This window comes from Flavobacteriales bacterium (assembly GCA_016713875.1).
Classification (GTDB): domain Bacteria; phylum Bacteroidota; class Bacteroidia; order Flavobacteriales_F; family PHOS-HE28; genus PHOS-HE28.
This window is the reverse complement of record JADJOI010000003.1, coordinates 1,901,254-1,928,146: the sequence shown is the minus strand read 5'-3', so window position 1 is coordinate 1,928,146 and position 26,893 is coordinate 1,901,254. Positions and strand designations below refer to the sequence as shown.

20 protein-coding genes are annotated in these 26,893 nt (G+C 65.0%); 8 read left to right on the top strand and 12 right to left on the bottom strand.

All coding sequences use genetic code 11. The annotated features are described in order from the left end of the window. Positions 1-134: 134 nt before the first annotated feature. Together IPJ87_09840 and IPJ87_09835 are read right to left on the bottom strand one after the other, a co-directional pair. Positions 135-704, bottom strand: coding sequence for a GDYXXLXY domain-containing protein (locus tag IPJ87_09840; protein ID MBK7942154.1), 570 nt, complete (start codon positions 702-704; stop codon positions 135-137). Position 705: 1 nt separating this feature from the next. Then, positions 706-1,980: a DUF2157 domain-containing protein gene (locus tag IPJ87_09835; GenBank protein MBK7942153.1), complete on the bottom strand. Its 1,275-nt coding sequence runs from the start codon at positions 1,978-1,980 to the stop codon at positions 706-708. A gap of 140 nt (positions 1,981-2,120) precedes the next feature. Between IPJ87_09835 and IPJ87_09830 the strand changes: the two genes are divergently transcribed. The 4 genes from IPJ87_09830 to IPJ87_09815 all read left to right on the top strand — a co-directional run bounded on the left by IPJ87_09830 (position 2,121) and on the right by IPJ87_09815 (position 7,053). Further along, complete coding sequence (locus tag IPJ87_09830; protein MBK7942152.1) at positions 2,121-3,113, top strand: hypothetical protein; 993 nt, start codon at positions 2,121-2,123, stop codon at positions 3,111-3,113. A gap of 11 nt (positions 3,114-3,124) precedes the next feature. After that, complete coding sequence (locus tag IPJ87_09825) at positions 3,125-3,487, top strand: hypothetical protein (GenBank protein MBK7942151.1); 363 nt, start codon at positions 3,125-3,127, stop codon at positions 3,485-3,487. 47 nt (positions 3,488-3,534) lie between these two features. Then, a complete protein-coding gene (locus IPJ87_09820) occupies positions 3,535-4,530 on the top strand; it encodes a hypothetical protein (protein MBK7942150.1) in 996 nt (331 codons plus the stop codon). A 477-nt stretch (positions 4,531-5,007) separates the two neighbouring features. Continuing rightward, complete coding sequence (locus IPJ87_09815) at positions 5,008-7,053, top strand: tail fiber domain-containing protein (protein MBK7942149.1); 2,046 nt, start codon at positions 5,008-5,010, stop codon at positions 7,051-7,053. Between the two features lie 106 nt (positions 7,054-7,159). Here the strand turns inward: IPJ87_09815 and IPJ87_09810 are convergent, their stop codons facing one another. The 6 genes from IPJ87_09810 to IPJ87_09785 all read right to left on the bottom strand — a co-directional run bounded on the left by IPJ87_09810 (position 7,160) and on the right by IPJ87_09785 (position 15,872). After that, the gene (locus IPJ87_09810) at positions 7,160-9,388 is read right to left on the bottom strand and encodes a S46 family peptidase (GenBank protein MBK7942148.1); all 2,229 of its coding nucleotides are present in this window, start codon (positions 9,386-9,388) and stop codon (positions 7,160-7,162) included. A 103-nt stretch (positions 9,389-9,491) separates the two neighbouring features. Next, complete coding sequence (locus tag IPJ87_09805; protein ID MBK7942147.1) at positions 9,492-9,992, bottom strand: hypothetical protein; 501 nt, start codon at positions 9,990-9,992, stop codon at positions 9,492-9,494. Between the two features lie 11 nt (positions 9,993-10,003). Continuing rightward, on the bottom strand, positions 10,004-11,887 hold the full coding sequence (yidC, locus tag IPJ87_09800) for a membrane protein insertase YidC (GenBank protein ID MBK7942146.1): 1,884 nt from the start codon (positions 11,885-11,887) through the stop codon (positions 10,004-10,006). 184 nt (positions 11,888-12,071) lie between these two features. After that, complete coding sequence (locus tag IPJ87_09795; protein ID MBK7942145.1) at positions 12,072-13,385, bottom strand: hypothetical protein; 1,314 nt, start codon at positions 13,383-13,385, stop codon at positions 12,072-12,074. 128 nt (positions 13,386-13,513) lie between these two features. Beyond that, positions 13,514-13,888: a hypothetical protein gene (locus IPJ87_09790; GenBank protein ID MBK7942144.1), complete on the bottom strand. Its 375-nt coding sequence runs from the start codon at positions 13,886-13,888 to the stop codon at positions 13,514-13,516. Between the two features lie 349 nt (positions 13,889-14,237). Next, positions 14,238-15,872 (bottom strand): CTP synthase, encoded by a 1,635-nt coding sequence (locus IPJ87_09785; GenBank protein MBK7942143.1) that lies wholly within the window; start codon positions 15,870-15,872, stop codon positions 14,238-14,240. Between the two features lie 483 nt (positions 15,873-16,355). Between IPJ87_09785 and IPJ87_09780 the strand changes: the two genes are divergently transcribed. After that, on the top strand, positions 16,356-16,907 hold the full coding sequence (locus tag IPJ87_09780) for a four helix bundle protein (GenBank protein MBK7942142.1): 552 nt from the start codon (positions 16,356-16,358) through the stop codon (positions 16,905-16,907). Between the two features lie 416 nt (positions 16,908-17,323). On the opposite strand, the gene IPJ87_09775 is transcribed toward IPJ87_09780, so the two are convergent. The 3 genes from IPJ87_09775 to IPJ87_09765 form a co-directional block, all read right to left on the bottom strand. Further along, a complete protein-coding gene (locus IPJ87_09775) occupies positions 17,324-19,645 on the bottom strand; it encodes a TonB-dependent receptor (protein ID MBK7942141.1) in 2,322 nt (773 codons plus the stop codon). A 100-nt stretch (positions 19,646-19,745) separates the two neighbouring features. Next, on the bottom strand, positions 19,746-20,765 hold the full coding sequence (holA, locus tag IPJ87_09770) for a DNA polymerase III subunit delta (GenBank protein MBK7942140.1): 1,020 nt from the start codon (positions 20,763-20,765) through the stop codon (positions 19,746-19,748). After that, positions 20,762-21,535, bottom strand: coding sequence for an AMP nucleosidase (locus tag IPJ87_09765; GenBank protein ID MBK7942139.1), 774 nt, complete (start codon positions 21,533-21,535; stop codon positions 20,762-20,764). The genes holA and IPJ87_09765 overlap by 4 nt, the downstream gene beginning before the upstream one ends. Positions 21,536-21,555: 20 nt before the next feature. On the opposite strand from IPJ87_09765, the gene IPJ87_09760 reads away from it, so the two are divergent. Continuing rightward, complete coding sequence (locus IPJ87_09760) at positions 21,556-22,023, top strand: type I restriction enzyme HsdR N-terminal domain-containing protein (protein ID MBK7942138.1); 468 nt, start codon at positions 21,556-21,558, stop codon at positions 22,021-22,023. Positions 22,024-22,031: 8 nt separating this feature from the next. Then, positions 22,032-24,614, top strand: a complete 2,583-nt coding sequence (locus IPJ87_09755) for a S8 family peptidase (GenBank protein MBK7942137.1) — start codon at positions 22,032-22,034, stop codon at positions 24,612-24,614. Here IPJ87_09755 and IPJ87_09750 read toward each other — a convergent pair whose 3' ends face one another. Then, positions 24,615-25,601, bottom strand: a complete 987-nt coding sequence (locus IPJ87_09750) for a succinylglutamate desuccinylase/aspartoacylase family protein (GenBank protein ID MBK7942136.1) — start codon at positions 25,599-25,601, stop codon at positions 24,615-24,617. It lies immediately after the preceding gene. A 707-nt stretch (positions 25,602-26,308) separates the two neighbouring features. Between IPJ87_09750 and IPJ87_09745 the strand changes: the two genes are divergently transcribed. After that, complete coding sequence (locus IPJ87_09745; GenBank protein MBK7942135.1) at positions 26,309-26,875, top strand: Crp/Fnr family transcriptional regulator; 567 nt, start codon at positions 26,309-26,311, stop codon at positions 26,873-26,875. Positions 26,876-26,893: the final 18 nt, after the last annotated feature.

The following is a 26,893-nucleotide window of genomic DNA, read 5'->3' as shown; positions in this document are numbered from 1 at the left end:
TGGAAGAGGGTGGCCGGTGGCCTGAAGCTGGTGGCCGGTGGTGGGAGCGGAATATCCCTCACGCAGAGGCGCAGAGGACGCTGAGGGAGCGGAAGCAGGCGGCCGGGGGCTTGAAGCTGGTGGCCGGTGGATGTTCAGGAAGGCTCGCGCATCCAGGCCTCCAGCGACCGTCCGCCGATCACCAGGTCCGTCACCACCGCCCGGCCGTCGCGCACGCGCACCACCGCATGGGCGGGCAGCGGCTCCACCCGTTCCTCGTCCGTCCAGGTGGGCTGCAGCAACGCTTCGGTGCGCGGTCCCTGGCCCTCCCGCACGTAGTAGCGGTCGAAGGGCAGCTTCACGCGGCCCACGGTGCGGTCGTCCGCGTTCACGCTCCAGTCCTCCACGGTCACGGCCACCGCATCACCTTCGCCCGCACCGGTGCCCAGCCGCACGATCACCGCGAAGCCCGCGCTGTCGGCGCCCAGCTCCGCATGGAGCGGTCCATCCGTCCAGCCTTCGGGCAGCGGGAACGGACCGGTCTCCGCCTCGAACTCCAAGATCACATGCTCGCCGCGGAAGGGGTCGCGCGGGTCGATGGGCGCAGTGCGGAAGCGGTGTTCGGTGCCGTGCAGCCGCACGCGTTCGTAGCGCCACATCATCCAGGCCGGCGCGGCCAGTTGCGCGAGGGCGATGATCATGAACATCCACAGGGGCCGCCGCATGTCAGGACCGCTTGCGCGCCCGCAGCAGGCGCAGGTTCAACAGCAGGAAGGCGGTGCCGATGGCGATGAAGGCCAGGCCGCGCCACACGAAGCTCAGGTCCACCTCGAAGAAGCGCCACAGCACGGGCACCGCGATCAGCAGCAGGCCCAGGTTGGTGCGCCGCAACGCGCCGGCGTGCGCGCCCTCGCGGACGTGCCACACGCCCAGCGCCAGCGTCAGCACGTTCGCCAGCACCACGGCGATCCACGGCGAGGCCAGCGACACCAGGTACAGGAGCCCGATCGCCACGAAGCCCTCGGGCAGCGGGCCGCCCTGCAGTGGGCGCCGCCGCCGCCAGGCCCGGGCATAGGCACCGCCGGCGGCCAGCACGAGCACGGCCACCACCACGGCCGCCGCGCCGGGCCGGTCGTCCGCGTCCTGCACCGCGTCCACCACGGTGAAGGAGCCGAGCATCAGGAGAAGCCACAGCAGCAGCACGTCGCCCACACGGCGCATCGCGGTGGTGCCGGGGGCCGGGGTGGTCGACCACCAGGGCGTGAGCGTGAAGAGCGAGGCCAGCGCGGCGGTGCCCACCACCACCACGGGATGCCATTCGGGGATGAAGAGGTGCACGCCCACCGCGATGGCGATCGCGAGCATCGCACCCGTCCAGCCCGCGGCCACGCGCCGTTCGGCGTCGCGGATGCGCCGGACGGCCGCAGGCAGGAAGGCCATCAGCAGCAGGGCCCAGGCCCACGGCAGGGTGTCGTTCTCCATGCGCACCAGCACCGCCTGCCAGGTGATGAGGCCGAGGACGCCCAGGCCCACCACCGCGGAGCCCGGCACGTAGCACAGCCCGAGGATCAGCACCGACCACAGCAGCACGAAGTCGTGCAGCGCGCCACCGAGGTGGAAGAGCTGGGCGATGATCGCCAGGCAGGCGCCCACGGCCGCGGCCAGGAACACCGAGCCGCCCTCGGTCCAAGCCGTGCGGCCGGGACGGCGCCACAGCCCGAAGGCGACGATCGCCTGGCCCGCCAGCACGGGCAGGACGGCGACCAGGGCACGCACCCCGCGCGGGAGGCCGTCCCAGTTGTGCGCCACGAGCAGCACCAGGCCCAGGCCGATCAGCGCCGCCCCCACCGTGCCCAGCACGGCCGTCATGCGCTGGCCCTTCCGGTCCTCCGGAACGCCGGAACCCGTGTACTCCGCCCGGATGCGTTCGGCCTGCTCCCCGGTGATCAGGCCCTTCGCCACCAGGTCGGGCAGCGCGGCGAGCAGGGCTTCGCGGGACATGGGAGAAAGGTAGGGGCTGGTTCAGGATGCGACGGGCATCACCCTTCAACACGAACGGCTCATCGACGCGCGTCGGTTGAGAACTATTTCTGGAGCCGGGCGGAATAATTCACAGAGCGCGAAGCATAGCTTGTGTACCCATGAAGAGAGTAGCTGCGATATCTGTGGCGCTAACGAGCGTGTTGTTGAGCGCAGGCCAGAACCTTGTGCCTAATGGGTCCTTTGAGGAGTTTACCCAATGCCCCGAGTTCGTTGGGTTTGCGCAGTATGCCACGGGCTGGCTGAACCTGCATACGAACTCGGCGGACTACTTCAACCGATGTCAGGCGAACATCGTTGCTGGGGTGCCCTTTAATACACTCGGATACCAAGAACCGGCAGATGGTAACGCCTATATAGGCTTGGCAACGACATTCCCGGGCCTGGATTGGTACCGCGAGGTCGTGGGTATAGCGCTGACAGAACCCTTGCAAGCGGGTGTTCCGGTGTGTGTGTCGTTCAAGATGGCCTTGGGTGGTTTTGGCTCCTGGGACGGTGGTTCAGCCATGTTCACGTCCAAGGGCGTCGGGATGCGCTTCTACCATGAGTTCCCGACCGATTGGCCCGCATACCTCTACCCGAATTCGGCGGCAGTCTCCATGGATGTGGTGCCTACGGATACCGCTATTTGGTATTTAGTGAGCGGCGAATTCATACCTGATTCCAACTACACCCTGCTCGCCATTGGGAACTTCTTCGCAGACTCGATGTCCGCGATTCAACCACTGGATACCACCGGGTTCGGAGCGGCTGGTATTTCGTACGCATTTATTGACGACGTGCGCGTATCCAGCGACCTACAATACTGTGGGAGCAATGGAATTCATTCGATTGAAGACCCCCGTATTGTTGGCGCTTACCCGAACCCGTTCGTGGATCGGTTCATTGTGGAAGTGCCTGCTCATTCGCATGGATTGCTTTGCTGGGAGTTGCTCGACAGCTATGGCCAGCGGGTATTGACGGGGTCGAATGGACCTCGTTCAGGGCCGTTCGTTATTGCAACCGGCCACCTAACATGTGGAGCCTATGTGCTTCGGATATATGACAATGCTGGTGCCTATGCGCCAGTTCGTTTGGTTGCTGTTTCACCCTAACACCTTTCATCATGAGAACGGGACGACTTCACCTGTTCGGCTTCTCTTTGCTGGGCCTTACCGGCTTGGTGCATGCGCAGAATGATGGAGATCACCTGATCACGAACCCTGTTGGTCAAACTTCGCTTGCAACGGATTTGCAGGTGCCTGTCGCACCTGTGAACCTTACCGTGGGCACGGCACCTGGTCTTGGCGCCACCCTCCGCGTCCGCGGCGACCAATTGCCGGTGAACGATGCGTTCGGTGTTTCGCTCTGCACCTTCCGTACGGATGTAGGCAGTGGGAACAACCAGAACTGGAGCATGGTGCGAGGCACAGAAGAGATCGGGCGATTGTGGCACGAAGGAAGGCGAACGGTTGAAAACTATTTCTAGCTCTGAACTGAATGATCTCAGAAGCGCAAAGCATAGCTTGTGTACCCATGAAGAGAGTAGCGGCGATATCTGTGGCGCTAACGAGCGTGTTGTTGAGCGCAGGCCAGAACCTTGTGCCCAATGGGAGCTTTGAGGAGTACACCTCATGCCCAGAACTGATCAGTAGTGTCTTCCTGACCGGGTGGACCAATCTTCACACAACATCAGCCGACTACTTTAACGCGTGTAACCTAAATGGCGTTGCAGATGTGCCACTCAATCAATTTGGTTATCAGTATGCCTCCGACGGACAAGCATACGTGGGCTTGGCCACCACGGGGGGGGGGGGGGTTCCATGGTATCGCGAGATCGTTGGTGTGGAACTCACTGAACCGTTGCAACCTGGCGTCCCGGTCTGCCTGTCTTTTCGAACGGCTATGGGCGGCTGGGGTAGCTTTTCGGGGAATTCCACGGAGTACTCAAGCAAGGGTCTGGGCCTGAAGTTCTTCACCGAATTCCCGATCGATTGGGTCAGCTACCTATATCCTAATTCTGCTGCATTGCACGTCGATTTTGTTCCAACGGATAGCGCGATTTGGTATATGGTGTCCGATGTATACGTTCCAGATTCGGCGTATTCGTACGTGGCCGTGGGGAATTTCTTTGCAGACTCCCTTAGCGAGCAAACTTTGGTAGACTCTTCCGGATTTGGAACGTTTGGCGTGGCATATGCTCTTGTCGATGATGTCCGTGCGTCGTTCGATCTGAGCTATTGCACCGCGGCGGTCGGTGCGGAAGTGCTCACACGCCTGCGATCGGTCTTGGTGTACCCCATGCCTTGCGAGGGCTCCGTGAACCTAGCGTTCGAGCGGCAGATTGCCGGTACGCTGCGCTATCGCTTCGTGGATGCGTGTGGTAAGTCGGTGCTCAGCGGCGAGCAGTCATCCACGGGTGCTCAGACCGAGATACGTCTGGAGGCCCTTCCGGCAGGGCTGTACGGCTTACACCTGGAGGACGGCCAGGGGTCATACCAGCCCGTCCAAGTCGTTCATGTTTCACCCTAAACCTCAACAGCCATGAAAGAGCGAATGGGCGTGTGGGTAGCTGTGTCACTGATGGGTTTTGGCCTATCGGTTCGGGCGCAGAATGACGGGGATCATTGCCTGACTAACGGACTTGGCCGAACGTACCTAGCGCCCGATGCCCTCTTGCCAGGTGTAAATCCGTTGAATATGACCATCGGGACCGCCGCTTCGGACTTTGCCACCCTCCGGGTCCGTGGCGACCAGTTGCCGGTTGTCGATCAGTGGGGCGTTTCGAATTGCACCTTCCGGACGGATGTAGGCAATGGGAACAACCAGAACTGGAGCATGGTGCGAGGGCAGTGGGAGATAGGAAGATTATGGCACGTGAATCCTGCCAACGCCTTTAACGTTCAGGCGATGAATGGAACAGGGAATCTTTGGCTGAGGAATTCAGACATGGACGGGGTGGTTATACATTTCAACGGAACAGCCGGGACATTGCTGAACGGATATACCTTGAACCGCCTAGGCTTTGTGGCCATTGGGGAGAACGATGCGCAAGGATTCGTCCTTAACCCCAACGCCCCGTGGTCCCGCGTTCATCTGGTGCATCCCACGCAAGGTGCGTCTCCGGCCACGTTCGGCTACCGTCCGCAGTTCCGCAATGGCATCACGCTCACGGGTAACAGCGATCTGGCCTACGTGGGGCAGCTCTACGACCAAGGCACGGCGGGTACCGGCGCTGAGCAGGATGACAACAGCGCATTCGGCTTCGTGTGGGGCGATAACGCCCTGCCGGCCGGCGATGCCCATGCCTGGGACCATGCGACCTTCCGCTTCGTGGGTGCCCTCGGCGCGGGCGGTTCTGCAGGCACAGTGAACGGCCTGGAGCTCCTGCGTCTGCGGCCCTACCGCGCCAACGCCAACGACGCGGTGCAGGGCTTCGTGGGCATCGGCGACTATGTGAACAGCGCCACGCAGCCCAGCGAGCGGCTGGATGTGCTCAACGGCAAGGTCCGCATCCGATCCCTGCCCACCGATCCGCTGAGCAGCAGCAACGAGGTGGTGACCGTGAACATGACCACCGGTGTGCTGGAGCACCGCCCCTTCAGCAACCTGCCGAACAACTGCGAGTGGGAGATGGGGAACCTGGTGCAGCATGTGTGGACCGCGGTAGGTCCTCCGAATGGGGCCTGTCCGGACGAGGAGGAGAACGTGGGCATCGGTACTCCAACACCGACCGCAAAGTTGCACGTCGTTGATGGCACCCCGGATGCCAACAACGCCATCTACGGCATCCGCTGCATTGTGCAAGGCGCGGATGTCACCTCCAACGGGCTCGACGTGCAGGTGACCTCCGGCACGGGTGCGGTGAGCACCACACGCATCGGCGGGAATTTCTTCAGTGAGGACGCGGAGAACCAGAACTATGGTGTGAAGAGCGTGGCTCAGTTGACCGTGGCACAAGGCGGAGGTTCACAAGGGAACCGTGGTGTGTACGGTCAGGCCGACCTCCGCGGAGGCATCACCCTGAACAACACCGGGGTGGAAGGGCAGGCCTCCTTCTCGGCCGGCTCGCTGGCCACCAACAACCTCGGTGTCCGGGGTTTCGCCTCCGGCCTCAACGATCCCGGACTGCTCAACAATGTCGGGGTCATGGGCCAAGCCTCGTTCGCTCGCCAGAACTACGGGGGTTGGTTCTTTGCGGAGTCCCTTGGGCCGGCAGAGAATTACGGGGTGCGTGCTCGGGCGACCCAAGCCACCACGAACTACGGGATCAGGGCGTCCGCTTCCGGAGGCACGACGAACTGGGCCGGCTGGTTCGAAGATGATGTCTGGGTGCAAGGGGACATTCACTTGGTCAATGGCACGATCGTGATCTCGGACCAGAACTTGAAAACGAACATCACGGACCTGACCGAGGGATTGTCGCGCGTCCTTCAGCTGGCTCCGAAGTCCTATCAGTTCCTGACCGCGGACTATCCGATGATGGAGCTGAGCCCCGACCTACAAGTTGGATTGCTCGCGCAAGAGGTTCAACAGGTGATCCCGGAGGCGGTGTCGACCACCATATATCCTGCGCAATATGACAGCCTGGGCAACCAGGTCAGCGCGGCGTTTCCGGTGATGGGCGTGGACTATGTCAAGCTCATTCCACTGCTGATCGGGGCGATCCACGAACAACAGGCCCAGATCATCGCCATGCAACAGGATCTCGCCGGTTGCTGCGCAGGCTCAGGGGCCACCGACGGTCGCGCTCCCCAACCCGGCACCGATCTCCGGTCGATCCCAGTGGCGGGCGAGGGCGATGTGCGCCTCACCATCACCCCGAACCCCTTCCAGGATCAGGCCGTGATCGGGTTCGAACTCCCACGGTCGGCGCGGGTGGCGCTTTTGGTGAGCGATGGGATGGGCAAGGAGCTCTTCACCCTGTTCGAAGGCAGTTTGTCCGCCGGTCCGCAGCGGCGCGACTGGGACACGGGCTACCTGGCGCCCGGCCTGTACCACGTGACCCTGCTGGTCGATGGCGAGCCGATGATCCGCAAGGCGGTGAAGCTTTAGGATGGACCCTGGCCTGGATCGCGCGCTCAAGTTCATTTGATCGTCCCCTCAACGCGAACGGCCCCGGAGCATCTCCGGGGCCGTTCGCAGGTGCGCGATCGTTCGATCAGTTCTTCGCGGGCATCGCCGGGGTGGGGGCGGGGGCCGGCACCACCTCCGCCTTGGGCTCCTCCTTGGGGCCCTGCACCAGCGTCATCTCGTTCACCAGGTGGCCGGCACCGGCGAACTTGTCGATGGTCCACAGCACGTAGCGGATGTCCACGCTGATGGTGCGCTGCAGCTCGGGCTCGAAGGCGATGTCGCCGCTCATGGCCTCCCAGTTGCCGTCAAAGGCGATGCCGATCAGTTCGCCGTACGCGTTCAGCACCGGGCTGCCGCTGTTGCCGCCCGTGATGTCGTTGTTGCTGATGAAGCAGGTGATCAGCTCGCCGTTGGCATCGGCGTAGCGGCCGTAATCCTTCTTCGCCAGCAGCTCCTTCTGCCGCGCCGGCACGATGAATTCATCGTTGGTGGGGTCCTCCTTCTCCAGGATGCCGTTGGCCGTGGTGACGTGCTTGTAGAAGGCCGCGTCCATGGGCACGTAGCTGCCCACCGTGCCGTAGGTGAGGCGCATGGTGCTGTTGGCGTTGGGGTACCACATGCGGTCGGGGGTGCGCTCGCGCAGGGCCGCCACCATCAGGCGGTAGCCCTTGTCGATGTCCGTCTGCGGGGCATCGCTCATGGGGCCGATGACACCGCGGAAGTGCGTCAGGCAGCTCTCCATCGCCTGGATGCCCAGGTCCTTCTCCATCACCTTCAGCGTGGGCTTCGCCAGGAAGGCATCGAGCCGCTTGCGGTCGGTGAGGATGCTGGTGCTGAACAGCGCCTTCGCCCACGCGTCGAAGTCGCCCTTGTACTTGCCGGCGATGGTCTTCATCACGCCGGGTTGCAGCGCGGGGTCCACATCGTCGTGGATCAGCTTGAACATCGCCGCGGTGACCTCCTGGTCCGTGGCGGGGTCGTAGTCCTTCCAGAAGTCGTCGGCCGAGGCCTGTACGCGGGCCACGGCGGCGGCCACCTTTTCGGCGTCCTTGGCGTCGGTGCGCAACTGGTTCAGCAGCCCGAAGCTGCGGAAGCCGAACACCACCACCTCGCTGCCGAAGGCGGCCTCCTGCATGTAGGTGCTGGCCTTCTCCACCTTGGCGCGCTCCGCATAGCCCTTGTCCAGCAGGCTCACCAGCTCGCCGTACTTGGCCTTGCGCTCCGGCGTGGCGTTCACCCAGGCCATGAGCTCATCCTCCTGGGCCTTCTTCTTGTCGTACACCTTCAGCCGCTTCAGGCCGCGCTGCTGGCCGATGAAGTACTTCCAGTAGTTGCTCACCTGCGCGTGCTTGCTGGCGTACTTGATGCGTACCGCGTCGTCGGTGGCCTGGTGCTTCTCGTAGATGTCCAGCTTCACGCGGCGCACCTTCACCCGGCTGGGCTGCTCCACGTCCAGGGCCAGCTTCACCCCGTGGCTGCTGAGGAAACGGTCCGTGCTGCCCGGATAGCCCATCACCATGGCGAAGTCGCCTTCCTTCACCCCGTTGAGGCTCACCGGGAAGTGGTGGGCGGGCTTGAAGGGGATGTTGGCCTCGCTGGGGTCGGCCGGACCGCCGTCCGGGCCGGTGTACACGCGGAACATGCAGAAGTCGCCGGTGTGGCGCGGCCACATCCAGTTGTCGGTGTCGCCGCCGAACTTGCCGATGGCGCTGGGGGGCACGCCCACCAGACGCACGTCGCGGTAGGTCTTGTACACGAAAAGGTAGAACTCGTTGCCCTCGAACATGGTCTTCAGGCTGGCGCTGATGCCTTTGGAGGCGTCGGCGGCCTCCTTCTCCAGGCGCTGGCCCACCTCGGCCACCTTGGCCTGGCGGTCGGCCTCGCTCATGCCGTCGTTCAGCTCGGCGAGCACCGTGGCCGACACGTCGTCGATGCGCTGCAGGAAGCTCACGTTGAAGCCGGCGGGCAGCTCGTCCTTGCGGGTCATGGCCCAGAAGCCGTCCGTGAGGTAGTCGTGCTCCACGCTGCTGAGGCCCTGCACCGCGTCGTAGCCGCAGTGGTGGTTGGTGAGGAAGAGGCCCTCGGCGCTCACCATCTCGCCGCTGCAGAAGCCGCCGCCCAGCCGCACCACGGCGTCCTTCAGGCCGCTGCGGTTGATGGCGTAGATGTCGTCGGCCGTCAGCTTGAAGCCGAGCTTCTGCATCTCGGCCTCGTTGATCTGCTTGAGCTTGTTGAGCAGCCACATGCCCTCATGGGCGGTGCTCAGGCCGGCGGTGAACAAGGCAGCCGCCAGCAGGGACAGGAGTTTCTTCATCATCGGGGAAGGGTTCGGGAGCGCTGAAAGGCGTCCAAATGTAGCAGGATCGCCGGGGCGGGACGGACGGTTGAAGTGACCAACGGCGGGGGACGTGACGGCCTTACTGGGCGGGGGGCACCGGGGTCCAGGCGGCGGGCAGCAGCAGGCTGTCGGCCTTCAGGGCGAAGGCCTTGAGGGCGGGGGGCACGCCGGTGCGGGCCAGGATGGACTTGTCGCGGGTGCCGCTCACCATGCGCAGGCGCGTGCTGGGGATGTCGGTCACCGGCCGGTCGTAGCTGTCCTGCAGGTCGAAGAAGCCGATGGCCTCGGCCTCGCGCAGCAGGGCCTCCAGCACGCCGCGGTCCAGGGTGGCGCGGTGCAGGCCCTTGCGCTCCACGTGGCTGATGCCCTCGTAGGTGGCCCGGCCGGTGGCGTACACCCGGATGCGGTAGGCCGGGCAGGTGCCCAGGCAGGGCGTGCGCTCCAGGCTGAAGAACAGGCTGTCCACGGGGCTGCCGAAGCGCGGGTCGCGCACCGGTCCATCGCCGGCGGCGGGTCGCTGTCCGTGGCAGGCCGCCAGCAGCCCCAGCAGGGGAAGGGCGATCAGCAGGGGGCGGAGCATGGGCGCACGCATCAGCGGCGGCGGGCCTGTTGCTGTTGCTTCTGCAGCTCGTCCAGCCGCTGCTGCCACTTGCTCTTCTTGCGCGGCGTCCTCATGTTCTGCACCAGCTGCGCGCGGATCTTCGCCTCGTCCACGAACCAGTTCTTCATCACCGTCATCTGCAGGATGCTGATGAGGTTGGCCAGCAGGTAGTAGTAGCTGAGGCCCGAGCTGAAGCTGTTCATGAAGAAGAGCATCATGATCGGGAACATCCAGAGCATGAGCTTCATGCTGGGCATGCCCTGCTGCTGGGGCATCTGCTGCTGGTTGATCAGCGAGTACACGATGGTGCTGGCGGCCATCAGCAGGGTGAAGAGGCTCACGTGGTCGCCGTAGAACGGGATGGTGAAGGGCAGGTCCAGGATGCTGTCGAAGCTGCTGAGGTCGTCCGCCCACAGGAAGGGCTCCTGCCGCAGCTCGATGCTGCTGGGGAAGAAGCGGAACATGGCGTACAGGATGGGCAGCTGGATGAGCATGGGCACGCAGCCGCTGGCGGGGTTCACACCGGCCTTGCGGTACAGGTCCATCACCGCCTGCTGCTTCTTCAGGGGGTCGGCATCCTTGTGCTTGGCGTTGATGGCGTCCATCTCCGGCTTCAGGGCGCGCATGCGGGCGCTGGAGACGAAGTTCTTCCAGGTGAGCGGCATCAGCAGCAGCTTGATGGCGATGGTGAGCACCAGGATGATGATGCCGTAGCTCAGTTCGAACCGGTCCAGGAAATTGAAGATGGGGATCACCAGCCAGCGGTTCATCCAACCGAAGATGCCCCAGCCCAGGTCGATGATGCGGTCGAACTGGTCGATGCCTGTGCGGCGCAGCGTGTTGTAGTGGTTGGGCCCCAGGTAGAGGCGCATGGGCAGCTCCACGGTGGCCGCGCGCCCCTGGTCGAAGAAGAGCTTGGCGTGGTAGCGCTTGTTGTAGGCGGTGTCCGCCTCGGTCCACGCCACGGCGACCTCCGAGCCGCTGCCGCTGAAGCCCTTGTCGCTCACCAGGGCCACGGTGAAGAAGTCCTGCTTGAAGGCCACCCAGTGGGTGCGCCCCTGCAGCGTGGCGGCGTCCTCCTCCTCGGTCTCGCTGAGGTAGTCGCGGTCGTCGTTGAAGTACTTGTAGTAGATGCTGCTCTTCTGCCGCTCGGAGGGCAGGTGCTTCTCGTGCGGCTGGCCGTACAGGTCCCACTGGAAGAACAGGCTGGCGGGGTCCACCTCCTGCTCCAGGCCCACGAGCTTCAGGTCGGTGTGCAGGAAGTGGCCGGCGCTGTCCAGCCGGTAGGTGAGCACCAGGTACTTGCCCGGGTCGGTGGTGGCGGCCTTCAGTTCCACGGCCCCGGGCCCCAGCTGGCGCGGGGTGAAGTGCAGGTCGGCGGTGCTCAGGTCCAGGTTGCCCAGGAAGAAGCGGTAACCGTAGCTGCCCGTGTCGGGGTCCTGCAACAGCAGCGGCTGCCCGGCGTAGGTGCGGTAGTCCTTCAGGCGGATCACCTCCGGACGCCCCCCGTGGGTGTTGATGCCGATCTGCAGCTTGTCGTTCTCGATCAGCACCTGCTCGGTGGGGCCGCTCACCGCGGGGTGGAAGATGCCGTAGCGCTGCACCAGGGCCCGATCGCGCAGGCTGTCCACGTTCACGCTGTCGCGCAGGCTGTCGGGCACGGCGGCCAGCAGGGCGTCCACCGGGGGCACCACCGGCTCGATGCGGGCGGCCTGCTCGGCCTCGGCGGCCTTCTTCTCCAGTTCGAGCTGCGCCAGGCTGTCCTGCTCGCGCTGCGCGCGGGCCAGCTCCTCACTGCTGGGGGCCGTCCACACCGTGTAGCCGATGAGGATGGCGGCGATGAGGGCGAAACCGATGATCGAATTGCGGTCCATCAAGGGGCGGCGGGCGCAAGGGGTGCCGTTCGCGGGGCGGCAAAGATAGCCGGGAGGGGGGAGCGGTCATGTGCTCATGTGGCCATCCGACCATGCGACCATGCATCCGCGCGCCGTGCCATGCGCATTGGGCCACATGCGCTAATGTTCGTTGACCGCTTGAAGCCAGCGCCCGACGTGGGGTCTACGGTTCGTTGACGAACACCAGTTTCGCGAACCCAGGGCTCCCGACCGGGTACTCCACACACAGCGTATAGACACCATCACCCAGGTTTTCCCGATGGAGCAAGATCGTTCCATCCGCCTCTACCGCCGTCTCGCGGCGGAGCGCACCCAGTGCGTCGAACAACCGCAGAACGCCCCCTAGCCTCCACGATCCCGGGATGGTGATGTGGACCTGGTCCGTGGCCGGATTCGGCTTCACGCTCAGGAGCTCCGGCCTCGATCCGTCGAGTTCTGCATGGCCGACGCCTTGAACAGGGATCGGCCAGTGGAGCGTGGGTAGGTTCAACACATCGAACCCGATCGTCCGATCTGCCGAAAGCGGTACGGCGTTCGGCCGATAATCGCACGCCGGTCCGACCACGTCCGGTTCCATGATCACCGCAAGCCGCGTGCTGTCCAGATGGCCGCGACCCACATAGATCCGGTCATCGGGCCCCAGTTGGACCTTTCCGGCCGGTTGCTCTTCCGGAACCGTGTCGGCCAAGGACAGGCGTGAAGCGTTCACGGCGGCATGTTCCCATTCGGACAGGTCGAACTGCAGCACGTCAGTGATCCGCGGCGAAATGGAGTAATTGACCGCCACATAGAGGAGTTCTCCAGAGGGTGAGAACTCGATGCCCACGATGGTCACCACGTCGGACATCCAAATGGTCAGAGTGTCCGAGAGCAGGCCGGTGAACCGGTCGAATCGGAAAAGGTCGAGACGTTGGTCGTAGTGCGTGTTGGTGGCCACCCGCGTGCCACTACGGTCGGTCTTCAGCAGATGGCTGACCCCCGATGGCTCCACACCCTGATAGGCCAGAACGGGTGGGCCAGGCCCGTTCACGGTCCAGGGGTAGGCATAGTACGAACCCGTGGATGGCTCATTCGCCAGCACCCATGTCGTATCGGTCGTGATCGCAGGTATGGGGCACCATTTCAAGCCTCGTTCCGGCGTTACCAGGACCGCAGGCGCAACAAGGTCGCCCAGCCCGTTCGCCAAACCCATGTCCACGGTGGCTGTCCAGAGCCCACCGTCCGGTGCACCGATCCCCTCGGCAAAAAAGATCAGGACGTGCTTTTCCGGCTCGGCCATGAAGGTGATCACACGTGGCGAGCTGCCCAGGCTGCCGAACGATCCCAAACCACTGGGGAAAGGCTGGTGATCGGCATTCCATATGGTCACCAGGTCTCCATAGAAGAGCAACGTGCCGTGAACGGGGTCCGATAAGCTCACGGATCGGTAACTGAGCGGCATGGGACTTCCGGCCAAAGAGGTCACGGTATCGTTCACGAAGTGCCAGCCGTTGTTCTCGCCCCAGGTCCAATGGTCCCACCGGTGGTCCACAGCGGATTGACCATGCGTGCGCTCAGGCGCCAACAAGGAGAGCACGAGCGTGACAAGCGTTGTGCACCGCATGATCACGGAATGAAGATCGTGCACTCCCGGTCATCACATGTGAAATACTGGCAACCCGGGTCGAGGCAGTGGCTGAAGTCGACCCCGACCTCATATCCCGTACAGCTTGTATACCCTGAGGCGAAGATCCGGCCTGTGCATTCATCCTTGACGTGCTGAACCGGATCGTTCGGGTCTCCGAAGCAAAAGACCCTCACCTCGATGATGTCAAAGACGGTGGTGATCAAGGTCATGCCCGGTGCACAGGTGGTGATGGACGATTGGTTGCCACCATCATACTTGATGGCCACATCCCATGAGTCACTCGTCGTGTTGTACACGGTGTACTGCGCCGTGCAGTGATCGCTCTGATGGATGAGGAGCGCGCTGAACAACATGACCATCCAGTTCAGCTTCAGCGACGGGGTCGTGGGCGTTGCATGATGAACGGGTTTCCCGAAAGGTAGTCCGCAGCTGCGGAATGACCTGGGTCGGTTGAAAAGTCATTTGGGGTGGGCCAGTAAGCCGTGTGGGCATCTGTCCGCGCGCGGCCCGTCGCACCACGAGCCCAAGTGGGCATGCGCCCACGCACGGCCCAACGCTCCATGTGCTCATGAGCCCTCTTGACCGCGCGCGTTCCGCCCCACCATGTGCTCATGTGCCCATTCCCAATACCACTTGCCATGCGCACATGGGCACATGCCCACGACTTGTCCCGCCTCAGCGGGATGAGCATATGGGAACCTCCTACGCTTCCGTCCGCTCCGTCGCCTTGAAGCCCTCCTTCACCGCCGCTTGCACGAAGGCCACGAACAGCGGGTGCGGCTTGGCCACCGTGCTGCGGTATTCGGGGTGGAACTGCACGCCCACGAACCAGGGGTGGTCCTTCAGTTCCACGATCTCCACCAGCTTGCCCTGCGGGTTCATCCCGGTGGCCAGCATGCCGGCCTCGCGGAACGCATCGAGGTAGGCGTTGTTGAACTCGTAGCGGTGGCGGTGCCGTTCGCTCACCTGCTTCTTCCGGTAGATGCGGGCCGCCAGGGTGCCTTCGCTCACCGCGCAGGGATAGGCGCCCAGACGCATGGTGCCGCCCTTGTTCACGATGGCCTTCTGCTCCTCCATCATCGCGATCACCGGATGGGTGGTGTCCGCGTTCATCTCGGTGCTGTTGGCGTCGGACTGGCCCAGCACGTGGCGGGCGAACTCGATCACGGCGCACTGCATGCCCAGGCAGATGCCCAGGAAGGGCACCTGGTTCTCGCGGGCGAAGCGGATGGCCTCGATCTTGCCCTCAATGCCCCGGTGCCCGAAGCCCGGCGCCACCAGGATGCCGCTGAGGCCGCCGAGCTGCTTCACCACGTTCTTGGCGGTGAGCTTCTCGCTGTGCACCCACTTGATGTGCACCTTGGTCTCGCTCTCGGCGCCCGCGTGCTCCAGCGCTTCCTTGATGCTCTTGTAGGCGTCCTTCAGCTCCACGTACTTGCCCACGAGGCCGATGTGCACCTCGCCCTTCGGCTCCTTGTAGCGGCGCAGGAAGTCCTTCCAGGCCGTGAGGTCGGCGTCCGGATAGGTGGTGACGCCCAGGCGCTGCAGCACCACCTCGTCCAGCTTCTCCTCCAGCATCAGCAGGGGCACATCGTAGATGGTGTCCGCGTCGCGGCTCTCGATCACGGCCCGGGCGTCCACGTTGCAGAACAGGGCGATCTTGTCCTTCATGCCCTTCTGCATGGGGTGCTCGGTGCGGCACACCAGCACGTCCGGCTGCACGCCCAGGCTCAGCAGTTCCTTCACACTGTGCTGGGTGGGCTTGGTCTTCAGCTCGCCGGTGGTGTGCAGGAAGGGCAGCAGGGTGAGGTGCACCACCAGGCAGTCGCGGCCCTTCTCCCACTTCAGCTGGCGGATGGCCTCCACGTAGGGCAGGCTCTCGATGTCGCCCACCGTGCCGCCCACCTCGGTGATCACGAAGTCGTAGATGCCGCGGCGCCCCAGTGCCTGGATGTGCCGCTTGATCTCGTCGGTGATGTGCGGGATGACCTGCACCGTCTTGCCCAGGTACTCGCCCTGGCGCTCCTTGTTGATGACGTTCTGGTAGATGCGGCCCGTGGTGACGTTGTTCGCCTTGGTCGTGGGCACGTCGAGGAAGCGCTCGTAGTGGCCCAGGTCCAGGTCGGTCTCGGCGCCGTCCTCCGTCACGAAGCACTCCCCGTGCTCGTACGGGTTCAGCGTGCCGGGGTCCACGTTGATGTACGGGTCCAGCTTCTGGATGGTGACCGTGAAGCCGCGCGCCTGCAGCAGCTTGGCCAGGCTGGCACTGATGATGCCCTTGCCCAGGCTGGAGGTCACCCCGCCGGTGACGAAGATGTACTTGGTGGAACCCGTCATCGCCTCTTGGACCGCACCGATGATGGATCGGCGATCACGGGGTGTAAAGATAGGCGGCGGCGGCGCAGGTCGGCTATCGGGGATCAGGCATGCACAAAATGGGGTGATGGCTTCCAGCTTCCTGCCTCCAGCCTCTAGCTTCCAGCTTCCAGCTTCCAGCTTCCAGCTTCCAGCTTCTAGCCTCCAGCTTCCGGCCTCCAGCTTCCAGCCTCCAGCTTCCAGCTTCCAGCCTCCAGCCTCCAGCCTCCAGCCTCCAGCCTCCAGCCTCAAGCCTCCAGCCTCAAGCCTCCAGCCTCCAGCTTCCGGCCTCCAGCCTCCAGCTTCCGGCCTCCAGCCTCCAGCGTCCGGCAGTTGTGAGCGGCTTGTGGCTTGAGGCCTGCGGCTTGCGGCCCGTGGCCTGCGGCGGGTGGCCGGCGGCGGGGGGCTTGCGGCTCGTGGCCTGTGGCTGGTGGCCTGTGGCTTGCGGCCCGTGGCCTGCGGCGGGTGGCCGCCGTCGGGGGGCTTGCGGCTCGTGGCCTGTGGCTGGTGGCCTGCGGCTCGCGGCCTGTGGCTTGCGGCTGGTGGCCTGCGGCTGGTGGCCTGCGGCTGGTGGCCTGCGGCTCGCGGCCTGTGGCTTGCGGCTGGTGGCCTGCGCGGTCCTTTTCTGGGGATCGCCGAGATTCGGGAAATACCGCCCACATCATGAAGAACTTCAAGAAACTCGAGGTTTGGCAGCTCGGCATGGACATCATTGACGTCGTCTTCGACCTTTACGAGGACCTGCCCTATTCCAAGGTCGCCGAACTCAAGGGACAGTCTACGAGGGCCGCTATTTCCATCACATCCAATATCGCCGAAGGCAGTTCAAGACGGACTGAAAAGGACAAGCTCCGGTTCATGGAGATCGCCTTGGGGTCGTCGTTCGAACTTGAAACGCAGACCCTGGTGCTGCAGAGGCGTCCATGGGCACCCAAGGAGAAGGTGGAAGAGCTGCTGATGCTCATCGAACATCATCAGATCAAGCTCATGGCCTTCATCAAGAAGTTCACGCCCTGAGCAGCGACGTTGGGCTTTCAGCCTCCAGCCTCCAGCCTCCAGCCTCCAGCCTCCAGCCTCCAGCCTCCAGCCTCCAGCCTCTAGCTTCCAGCTTCCAGCTTCCAGCTTCCAGCTTCCAGCCTACAGCCTCCAGCTTCAAGCCTCCAGCCTCCGGCCTCCGGCAGTTGTGAGCGGCCTGTGGCTGGTGGCTGGCGGCCCGTGGCTTCCGGCTGGTGGCCTGCGGCTGGTGGCCTGCGGCTGGTGGCCTGCGGCTTGAGGCCTGTGGCTGGTAGCCTGCGGCTTGAGGCCTGTGGCTGGTGGCCTGTGGCTGGTGGCCTGTGGCTGGTAGCCTGCGGCTTGAGGCCTGTGGCTGGTGGCCTGCGGCTCGCGGCCTGTGGCTTGAGGCCTGCGGCCTTTGGCTCGCGGCTGAGTTCCCGCTAGAAGCTCCAGCTCAGGCCCGCGCTCGGCAGCACCGGTAGCTGGTCCACCCGCCGGGCGCGCACCCGGTCGTAGTAGAAGATGTTGTCCCGGTCATAGGCGTTCGTCACGCTCAGGTCGAGTTCGATCGCACTGCGGTCGCTCAGGCGCCACGTTTTCGTCACCCCCAGGTCCAGACGATGGTAGTCGGGCAGGCGGCCCTGGTTCAGCGGACCATAGAGCAGGATCAGCTCGCCGTTGCTGAAGGTGTAGTCCGTGCCGATGCCGCTGCCGAAGGGGTTGCCCTCGATGTAGCCCTGGGTCTGCGTGAAGGGGAAGCCGCTGCCGTAGTTCCAGCGGGCATTGACCTTCCAGGCATCGTGCCGCCCGAAGGTGTAGCTGGCCACCAGGTTCACGTTGTGCCGGCGGTCCCAGATGGGGTTGTAGGAGTAACGCCCGGTCCAGCGGTCCACGTAGGTGAGGCTGTACACCGCCCACAGGTAGAGCTTCTCGTGCTCGTACTTCAGCAGGATGTCGCCCCCGTACGCCTTGCCCGTCTCCACCACGAAGTCCTTCTTCAGCTCGTCCGGCTTGTCGGCGAAGTCGGGGTTGTCCTCGAACACCTTGTCGCGGTTGAGGTTGGTCACCTGGCGGAAGTCCTTCAGGTAGCCTTCGATGTTGGCGGTGAGCTCGGGGGTGATGTCCACTTCGAAGCCGGCCACATAGTGGTTCGCGCGCTGCAGCGGGTCCTTGATCTCGCGGGTGCTGCCGTCCTCCTCGGTGAAGGTGTCGGACAGGTTCTCCGGGCTGCTCAGGAAGCCGTAGAAGAGGTTCACCACGTCGCGGTCGCTGTTGGCGGCCACGAGGTTCTGGCTGTAGCGGCCGGCGGCGGCCTTGAAGCGCAGGTCGTCGGTGATGTTCCACTTCAGGCCCATCCGGGGCTCCAGGTTGATCACGCTCAACGAGGCATAGTACTGCACGCGCAGGCCCGGGTCGATGATGAACTTGCCCAGCTTCTTCTTGTAGCTCGCATAGGCCGCCAATTCGCTCGTGTTCTGCGTCTGCACGATGTTGAGGCCGGTGCTGTTGAAGAAACTGAAGTCGGTGCGGAAGCCCAGCAGCTCGATGCCGTACTTGATCTCATCGTCGCGGATGAAGTACTTGAAGTTCAGGCCTCCGTTGAAGCCGCTGATCTCGCTGCTGCGGGCCGGCAGGGCGCCCTCTCGCATCTCGATCCGGTAGTTGCTGAAGCTGAACACCCCGTCGATCAGCACCGCGCTGCCTGCCGGCACCAGCACGAAGTTGGTCCCCGCGCCCCAGTTGTTCCAGGTCAGGTCGCTCACCTGGCGGTACTTCACCCCGTCGCGGAAGTTGAAGCCGAACAGGTTGAACTTGCTGCCGTTGGCCCCGTTGAAGCTCACCTTGCCGTACAGGTCCGTGAAGGTGAACGGCAGGCCCGCCGTGTCCACGAAGGTGTACAGGGCCTTGCTGCTCTGGTCCAGGTAGCTGTGGCGCGCGTTCAGCAGGAAGGAGCTGGACCCCGAGCCCGGCTTGCTCTGCTTTTTCATCGGGCCCTCCAGCATCAGCTTGCCGGCGAAGGTGCTGGCGCCCACCTTGCCCGCCAGGCGCGTCTTGTTGCCGTCGCGGGTGGTGACGTCCATCACGCTGCTCACCCGCCCGCCGTGCTCGGCGTTGAAGCCCGCCGTGTAGATGTCCGCGTTGCGGATGATGTCGTTGTCGAACACGCTGAACAGGCCGATGCTGTGGAAGGGGTTGTACAGCACCATGCCGTCCAGCATCACCTTGTTCATGATCGGCGAGCCGCCGCGCACATACAGCTGCCCGCCCTGGTCACCCGTGAAGATCACCCCCGGCACCACCTGCAGGTATTGCGCCAGGTCGGCCTCGCCGCCGATGGCCGGGATGCGGTCGATCTGCTTGGGGTCCAGCTTGGTGACGCTCATGCGCACCTGCGTCTGCGCCTCGGTCTTCTCGGCCGTCACCGTGAAGGTCTTCAGCTCCACCTTGGTCTTCACCACGAAGAGCTTCTCGGTGAGGATCTGCCCGGCGGCCAGGCTCACGGACTTGGTGAGCGTGTCGTAGCCCAGGGAGGTCACCATCAGGGTGTAGTCGCCCGACGGGATGCGGCTGATGGAGAAGTAGCCGTTGACGTCCGTGGCGGCGCCCAGGCTCTTGCCCCGGAGGATCACGTTGGTGAAGATCACCGGTTCGCCGTTGTCCTGGTCGTACACGAAGCCCCGGATGGTGCTGGTGTTCTGGGCGAGCAGGAGGGAGGCGGGGAGGAGGGTGGCCACCAGGAGCCACGAGAGGCGACGGATCATGCGAGATGCCCTTTGCGGGAAGGGTGGCGAAGGTAACGGGATCGTCCGGTCGCGCTGGGGCCCGGGGGTGGACGGTGGCGGCGGCTTGAGGAACGGCGCCTTACCGGTCGATCACCTGGGCCAGCAGCTCGGTGAGCAGCTCGCCCTCATCGGCACCTCCACCGCCAAGGCCCTTGCTGGCCAGGTCGCAGTTGCGCAGCAGGTGCTGGGCCCGCAGCAGATGGTCCAGGCTGTAGTTGCGGGCCGCCGTGCGGTATTCGTTCAGGAAGAACGGCGGCACCTTGGCCAGCGAGGCCAGCTCGTTCGCCGGACGGTCGCCCAGGGTGTGCATCAGCACCAGCTTGGTGAAGTAGCCGTGCAGGCTGGCCACCGTCACCGGCAGGGGATGCCCCTTCGCGTCCTGGCCATAGTACCGCGCGATGGCCAGGGCCTTCACCCGGTCCCGGGCGCCGATGGCCTTCTGCAGCTCGAAGATGTTGTGGTCCTTGCTGATGCCCACGTAGCGCTGGACGATGTCCGCCGTGATGCTGCCGCCCTCCTCGGTCACCAGGCACAGCTTCTCCACCTCCATGGTCACCTTGCCCAGGTCGGCGCCCAGGTGGTCGGCCAGCAGCTGGGCCTCGCGGGGGGCGATGCGGCGTTTGTGGTGCGTCACGTAGCGCTGCACCCAGTCGGGCAGCTGCTCGTCCTTCAGGCGGTCGCTGGTGAACACCACCCCGTGCTTGGCCACGCTCTTCACGAAGCTCTTGCGCCCGTCCACCTTCTTGTTCTTGTAGCAGATCACCAGCACCGTGGTGGGCGTGGGCTTCAGCACGTAGGGTTCCAGCTTCTCCAGCATCTCGATCCGCCAGCCCTGGGCCTCGCGCAGCACCACCAGCTGCCGTTCGCCCATCATGGGGTAGCGCAGGCAGCTGTCCTTCACCTGGTCCGCGTCGCAATCCCGCGCGTACAGCACCGACAGGTCGAAATCGCGCGCATGCTCCTCCACCGCCGAGCGCTCGATCTCCCCGGCCACGCGGTCGATGAAGAAGGGTTCCTCGCCATGCAGCAGGTACACCGGACGGAAGCTGCCCGAGCGGACCTCGGCCATCACCTTCTTGAAGCCGTCCAGCACGCTCATTCGAAGCGCAGGTGTTTCACCGAGCGTCCCTCGTTGATGATGTCGCGCAGGCTCAGGACGCCCACCTTCACATGCGTCTCCGCGAAGCCCGCGGTCACCTTGGCGTCGCTCGTGCTGGTCTTCACCCCCTCGGGCACCATCGGCTGGTCGCTCACCAGCAGCAGCGCCCCGGTGGGGATGCCGTTGGCGAAACCCGTGATGAAGACGGTGGCCGTCTCCATGTCGATCGCCATGCAGCGGTCCACCCGCAGGCGCTCCTTGAAGGCCTCGTCGTGCTCCCACACCCTGCGGTTGGTGGTGTACACCGTGCCGCTCCAGTAGTCGAGGTCCATGTCGCGGATCACGCCGCTCACCGCCCGGTGGATCATGAAGCTGGGCAGGGCCGGCACCTCCGGCGGCATGTAGTCGTTGCTGGTGCCCTCGCCGCGGATGGCCGCGATGGGCAGGATCAGGTCACCCAGTTCGTTCTTGCGCTTCAGGCCCCCGCACTTGCCCAGGAAGAGCACCGCCTTGGGGCTGATCGCCGTTAGCAGGTCCATCACCGTGGCCGCCGTGGGGCTGCCCATGCCGAAGTTGATCATCACCATGTCCTCGGCCACGGCCACCTGCATGGGGCGGCCCTGCCCGCGCAGCTCGGCGCCCGTCTGCCGGCAGAAGATCTCCAGGTAGTTGCCGAAGTTGGTCAGCAGCACGTAAGGCTTGAACTCCGCCAGCTCCACCCCGGTGTAGCGGGGCAGCCAGTTCTCGACGATCTCCTGCTTGGTGCGCACTTTTGTGGGGTCAGGTGAAGATGATCGGGCTCGATCTGCCGGACCACGGCGTCAAAACTAAACAAGGCCCGCAGGGTCCCCAGGTCTTCGACCCGTTGCGGCGCTTGTGGGTGGCCCTCACGCCCGAGGAGTGGGTGCGGCAGCACTTCCTCAACCATCTGATCCACGACCTGCACTGCCCCGCCGGCCTCATCATCGTGGAACGCGGCCTGGTGCTCCACGGCATGCCCCGGCGCGCCGACATCGTCGTTCACGCCCCGGATGGTGCGCCGCTGGCCGTGGTGGAATGCAAGGCCCCGTCCGTGCCCATCCGCCAGGCCACCTTCGACCAGGCCGCCCGCTACAACACCGTCTTCCAGGTGCCCGTGCTGCTGGTCACCAACGGCCGCACCCACTTCGCCTGCCACATCGATCGATCAACAGGGGCTGTTCGTTTCCTGTCCGCGTTGCCCGATCATGCGGCCATGCTGGCCTTGCGGCCGGTGTAGCTTTGTGCATGCGCTTTCCGTTCGTCCTGCTTCTCTCCGCGGTCCTCGCCATGGCGGCGTCCGCCCAGCGTCCCCAGCCCTTCGGCCTTCAGTTGGAGCACCACCTGCGTCAGCCTCATCGCCCCGGCGCTGAAGTGGACCTGCTGCTGCGCGGCGATGCAGCGACCCTGGCCGTCGCCGTGCTCGAGCTGGGCGGCCGTGTGAAGTCCGTCACCCGCGACGTGCTCAGCGTCACCGTGCCCGTGGACCGCGTGCGCACCCTGGCCCGCCATGAGGCGCTGCGCGGCATCGAGTTCAGCCTCGACCGCGGCCACACCCTGAACGATAGCATGCGCGTGAAGAACCGGGTGAACGAGGTGCATGCCGGGCTGCCTCCGCTGCTCCAGGGATACACCGGCGCGGGCTCCATCATCGGCATCATCGACAGCGGCCTCGACCTGCTGCACCCCGACTTCCTGGACAGCCTGGGCCGCACCCGCGTGTTGCACTACTGGGACCAGACGCTGAACGATTCGCTCGCACTGGCGCCGCTGCCGTATGGCTATGGACAGGCCTACGACAGCGCGGCCATCAACGCGGGGCAGTGCCCGGCGGAGGATCAGTTCTTCTTCTACGGACACGGCACCACGGTGGCCGGTACCGCAGCGGGGAACGGGCGCGCCAACGGCCGGCACATGGGCGTGGCCCCTGACGCGGACCTTATCATCGTCAGCAGCGACTTCAACCGCCCCAACTGGAGGGCCGCGGTGGCCGATGCCGTCCAGTACATCTTCGACCACGCCGCCGCCCTCGGCCGGCCCGCGGTGATCAACGCCAGCCTGGGCACCTACTTCGGAAGCCACGATGGCCTCGACGCCGCTTCGCTGATCGTGGACGGCCTGCTCGATGCCGCGCCCGGCCGTGCCATGGTCTGTGCCGCCGGCAACAGCCGCACTCTGCCCGACTATCACCTCAGCTACCCGGTGACGGCGGACACGGCCTACACGTGGTTCCTCACCAACTACACCAGCGGCTTCGGGGTGCCGGCCGCCTACTTCGAGCTCTGGGCCGACACCGCCGACCTCAACGATGTCAGCTTCTCGGTGGGCGCCGATCAGTGGCACACCGGCTACCACCTCGCCCGCAGCCGGGGACCCTGGCACAGCGTGCAGGACATGCTGGGCCAGGTGGTCACCGACACGCTGTACTCCGACCTGGGCAACCGCCTGGGCCATGTGGAGTACTTCGCGGAACTGCGCGGCGGTCAGGTGCGCGTGGACGTGCTCATCCCCGAGCCCGATTCCGCGGAGTACCGCTGGCGCTTCAGCACCACCGGCCAGGGGCGCTTTCACGTGTGGAGCGCCAACGAACTGGGCACCTCGCGCATCGTGTTCGACCTCTCCCCGGTGAACGGGCAGAACGACCCGCTCTACCGCTATCCCGACACCGGGATGCGCACCGTGGACGCCTGGGCGTGCAGCGACAAGGTGATCACCGTGGCCAACTACCAGAACGAGCTGGCCTATACCGACTACACCAACACCTTCCAGACCTTCCCCGGCACCGAGGGCGAGATCAGCCCCAGCAGCAGCAACGGCCCCACGCGCGATGGCCGCCTGAAGCCCGACCTCGCGTCCACCGGCGACATCACCCTGAGCTCCGCCCCGCTGTCGTGGGTGCAGTTCCTCATCGCCAACCAGCCCTTTAAGGTGGATGTCGGCGGTTACCATATCCGCGGCGGTGGAACGTCCATCGCGTCACCCGTGGTCACCGGTACCGTGGCCCTGCTCTTTGAACGCTGCCCCACCGCCACGTGGAGCGATGTGAAGGAGGCCCTCATCAACTCTGCGCGTGCCGACGCCTTCACCGGCACCACGCCCAACACGCTCTATGGCCACGGCAAACTGGATGCCTTCGCCGCCCTGCTGGCCGCAGGCCCGGACATGACCTTCGCGGTGGACACCACCATCTGCGCCGGTGACAGCGTGCTGGTGAACGCTCCGGCCGATCTGGTGGACTACACCTGGAGCAGCGGCCTGCAGAACGCGCCCTTCTTCCAGAGCACCGCCGGCAGCTACACCGTGGAGGGCTTCAACAGCGCCGGGTGCTTCGGCACTTCCGACCCGCTCGTGTTCTCCGTCCTGCCCCCCGTGGCAGCGCCCACCATCAGCCAGTTGGGCAACACGCTGGAGAGCTCGCCCGCGGCCGCCTACCAATGGTGGCTGGACGGCCAGCCCATCCCCGGTGCGGATCAGCAGACCTATGACGTCCTGGTCACCGGAACCTACGCAGTGAGCATCGCCGATGCCGAGGGCTGCACGGCCACCAGCGATCCGCTCTTCGTGCTGTGGACGGCGATCGCATCCACCGATGACGCCACTGCGGCCCGCGCGTGGCCGGTGCCGGCCCATGAGGAACTGTGGGTGTCTCTTCCCTTCGCGTCCTCACCGTTGGCCGTGGATGTGCTGGACGTTGCTGGACGGGTGATCACCGCCCTGCGTACCACGGATCAGCTGGTCCGTTTCGACGTTCGGGACTGGGCACCGGGCCTGTACGCGGTGCGCATCGGGTCCGGGCCTGATGCGCAGGTCCTGCGTGTCAGCGTGCGCTGATCACGGCGTGCCGTCGTAGGCGATGTGCATCAGGGCATCGCCGTGGTTCACCACCGGGCTGGTGTTCACGCACAGGATGTAGCCCTCGATCGGGCTCTTCACATGCCGCACCTGCTCGCCGTACGGGTCGGTGATGAAGCCCAGCACCATGCCGCGCGCCACGTGCGAGCCGTTCTCCGCGGTGGGGTGGAAGATGCCGGCCATCGGGGCGCGCACCCATTTGCTCTGCGAGAGATGCACCGGACCGCGCGCCAGGTCGCTGGGACCTGTCCACAACCCGAGATGCTCCATGATCCGGGTGATGCCGCGCAGCGCCACCCGCACCGCGTCCTCGTCCAGGCTGCGCGCCTTGCCACCCTCGAACAGCACATAGGCCTTGTGCTGCTTCACCAGGTGCTCCCGGATGCTCTTGGGGCGGATGGCCGCCTTCAGCAGCAGCGGCGGATCGAAGGCGTGCGCCAGCACCAGGGACCGCTCGTCACCCTCGGTGTAGCGCAGGTGGGGATGGTTGTGCCGCTGGTCGGCGCCACTGTGCAGATCGATCGTCGCATCCACCGCCGGCAGCACCTCGGTCACGAGGGCATGCGCGAGCCGGCTGGCCAGTGAACCGTTCGCCGAGCCGGGAAAGAAGCGGTTGAGGTCGCGCCCGTCCGGCAGCTCCCGCTTCATGGCCAGGAAGCCGAACACGTTCAGGATGGGGATGGCGATGAGGGTGCCCCGCTCCAGCGGCCGCACCTTCAGCTCGTCCATCACCAGGCGCACCGCTTCGATCCCGTTGATCTCGTCGCCATGCACGCCCGCCAGCAGCAGCAGCACCGGGCCTTCCTGCGGACCGCGCTGCACCACCACAGGGATCTCCACCGGCGTGCGGGTGTACAGCCGCGCCACCTGCAGGTCCAGCGTGCGCCGCTCACCCGGCCGCACCGATTCGCCGAGGATCCGCACCAGCGTGCAGGTCTCCGGCGTCGCCTTGCCCCGTTGTCCCATCGCACAAGTTTATCGCGCCGGCCTTCATCCCGGCACTCTTGCACCCTCGCACCGCTCCACCTGCGCGTTCGGCCGAAGGCCTCCAGCCGAATGCCACGAACCACAGGACCTGTCCCGCCCCTGCGGGATGAACGCCGATGAACACAGATACGCGCTGACGCTTGTATGAAGCCACCAGCCACAGGCCTCCAGCCGCCAGCCTCCAGCCTCCAGCCGAATGCCACGGACCACAGGACCTGTCCCGCCCCTGCGGGATGAACGCCGATGAACACAGATGCGCGCTGACGCTTGTCTGAAGCTTCCGGCCTCCGCGCCCTCTGCCCCTCTGCGTGAGCTTCGGTCGTGCCCTCGCACCGCTCCACCTGCGCGTTCGGCCGAAGCCCTCCAGCCGAATGCCACGGACCACAGGCCCTGTCCCGCCCCTGCGGGATGAACGCCGATGAACACAGATGCGCGCTGACGCTTGTATGAAGCCACCAGCCACAGGCCTCCAGCCGCCAGCCTCCAGCCTCCAGCCGAATGCCATGAACCACAGGACCTGTCCCGCCCCTGCGGGATGAACGCCGATGAACACAGATGCGCGCTGACGCTTGTCTGAAGCCTCCAGCCTCCAGCTCGTGGGCTGTGGCTCGAGGTGAGCGGCTTGTGGCTTGCGGCCTGTGGCTGGTGGCCTCTGGCCCACGGCCTCGCACCCGCATCTTTGTCGCATGTCCCTCGTTCGCCGCAGCATCGAGAGGTACGTGAAGCTCACCGACGCCGAATGGACCGTGGTCGCACCGCACTGGCTGCCGCGCGACTTCGCCAAGGGCGCCTTCATCACCCGCACCGGCGAGGTGGAACCCTGGTTCAGCATCGTGGAGCTGGGGGTGCAGCGGCTCTTCGTCGAACACGATGGATCGGAGGTGTGCGTGGGCTTCGCTTACGACGGCAGCTGGAGCGGGGTGTACGACTCCTTCGTCACCCGCACGCCCAGTCGCTTCGCCGTGCAGGCCGTCACCGATAGCCGCCTGTGGTCCATCCGGCACGAGGCCCTCTACGGCCTGTACGATACCGTGCCCGCGATGGACCGTTGGGGTCGGCTCATCCTCGAAGAGCTGCTGATCGGGCGTGCCACGCGCGAGATCGAACAGCTCACCCTCAATGCGGAGGCGCGATACCGCAACCTGATGGGACGCAGCCCGCACCTCTTGCAGTTGGTCGCCCAAAAGGACATCGCCAGCTACCTGCGCATGACCCCAGAGACGTTCAGCCGTCTGCGGGCCCGCGTGCGTTGAGGGTTCTTGATCCACATC

Excerpts from the sequence above, each read along its gene's own strand:
- IPJ87_09840 (MBK7942154.1), bottom strand. The coding sequence starts at position 704 with ATGCGGCGGCCCCTGTGGATGTTCATGATCATCGCCCTCGCGCAACTG.
- IPJ87_09835 (MBK7942153.1), bottom strand. The coding sequence starts at position 1,980 with ATGTCCCGCGAAGCCCTGCTCGCCGCGCTGCCCGACCTGGTGGCGAAG.
- IPJ87_09830 (MBK7942152.1), top strand. The coding sequence starts at position 2,121 with ATGAAGAGAGTAGCTGCGATATCTGTGGCGCTAACGAGCGTGTTGTTG.
- IPJ87_09825 (MBK7942151.1), top strand. The coding sequence starts at position 3,125 with ATGAGAACGGGACGACTTCACCTGTTCGGCTTCTCTTTGCTGGGCCTT.
- IPJ87_09820 (MBK7942150.1), top strand. The coding sequence starts at position 3,535 with ATGAAGAGAGTAGCGGCGATATCTGTGGCGCTAACGAGCGTGTTGTTG.
- IPJ87_09810 (MBK7942148.1), bottom strand. The coding sequence starts at position 9,388 with ATGAAGAAACTCCTGTCCCTGCTGGCGGCTGCCTTGTTCACCGCCGGC.
- IPJ87_09805 (MBK7942147.1), bottom strand. The coding sequence starts at position 9,992 with ATGCTCCGCCCCCTGCTGATCGCCCTTCCCCTGCTGGGGCTGCTGGCG.
- yidC (MBK7942146.1), bottom strand. The coding sequence starts at position 11,887 with ATGGACCGCAATTCGATCATCGGTTTCGCCCTCATCGCCGCCATCCTC.
- IPJ87_09790 (MBK7942144.1), bottom strand. The coding sequence starts at position 13,888 with ATGTTGTTCAGCGCGCTCCTCATCCATCAGAGCGATCACTGCACGGCG.
- IPJ87_09785 (MBK7942143.1), bottom strand. The coding sequence starts at position 15,872 with ATGACGGGTTCCACCAAGTACATCTTCGTCACCGGCGGGGTGACCTCC.
- IPJ87_09775 (MBK7942141.1), bottom strand. The coding sequence starts at position 19,645 with ATGATCCGTCGCCTCTCGTGGCTCCTGGTGGCCACCCTCCTCCCCGCC.
- holA (MBK7942140.1), bottom strand. The coding sequence starts at position 20,765 with ATGAGCGTGCTGGACGGCTTCAAGAAGGTGATGGCCGAGGTCCGCTCG.
- IPJ87_09760 (MBK7942138.1), top strand. The coding sequence starts at position 21,556 with ATGATCGGGCTCGATCTGCCGGACCACGGCGTCAAAACTAAACAAGGC.
- IPJ87_09755 (MBK7942137.1), top strand. The coding sequence starts at position 22,032 with ATGCGCTTTCCGTTCGTCCTGCTTCTCTCCGCGGTCCTCGCCATGGCG.
- IPJ87_09750 (MBK7942136.1), bottom strand. The coding sequence starts at position 25,601 with ATGGGACAACGGGGCAAGGCGACGCCGGAGACCTGCACGCTGGTGCGG.
- IPJ87_09745 (MBK7942135.1), top strand. The coding sequence starts at position 26,309 with ATGTCCCTCGTTCGCCGCAGCATCGAGAGGTACGTGAAGCTCACCGAC.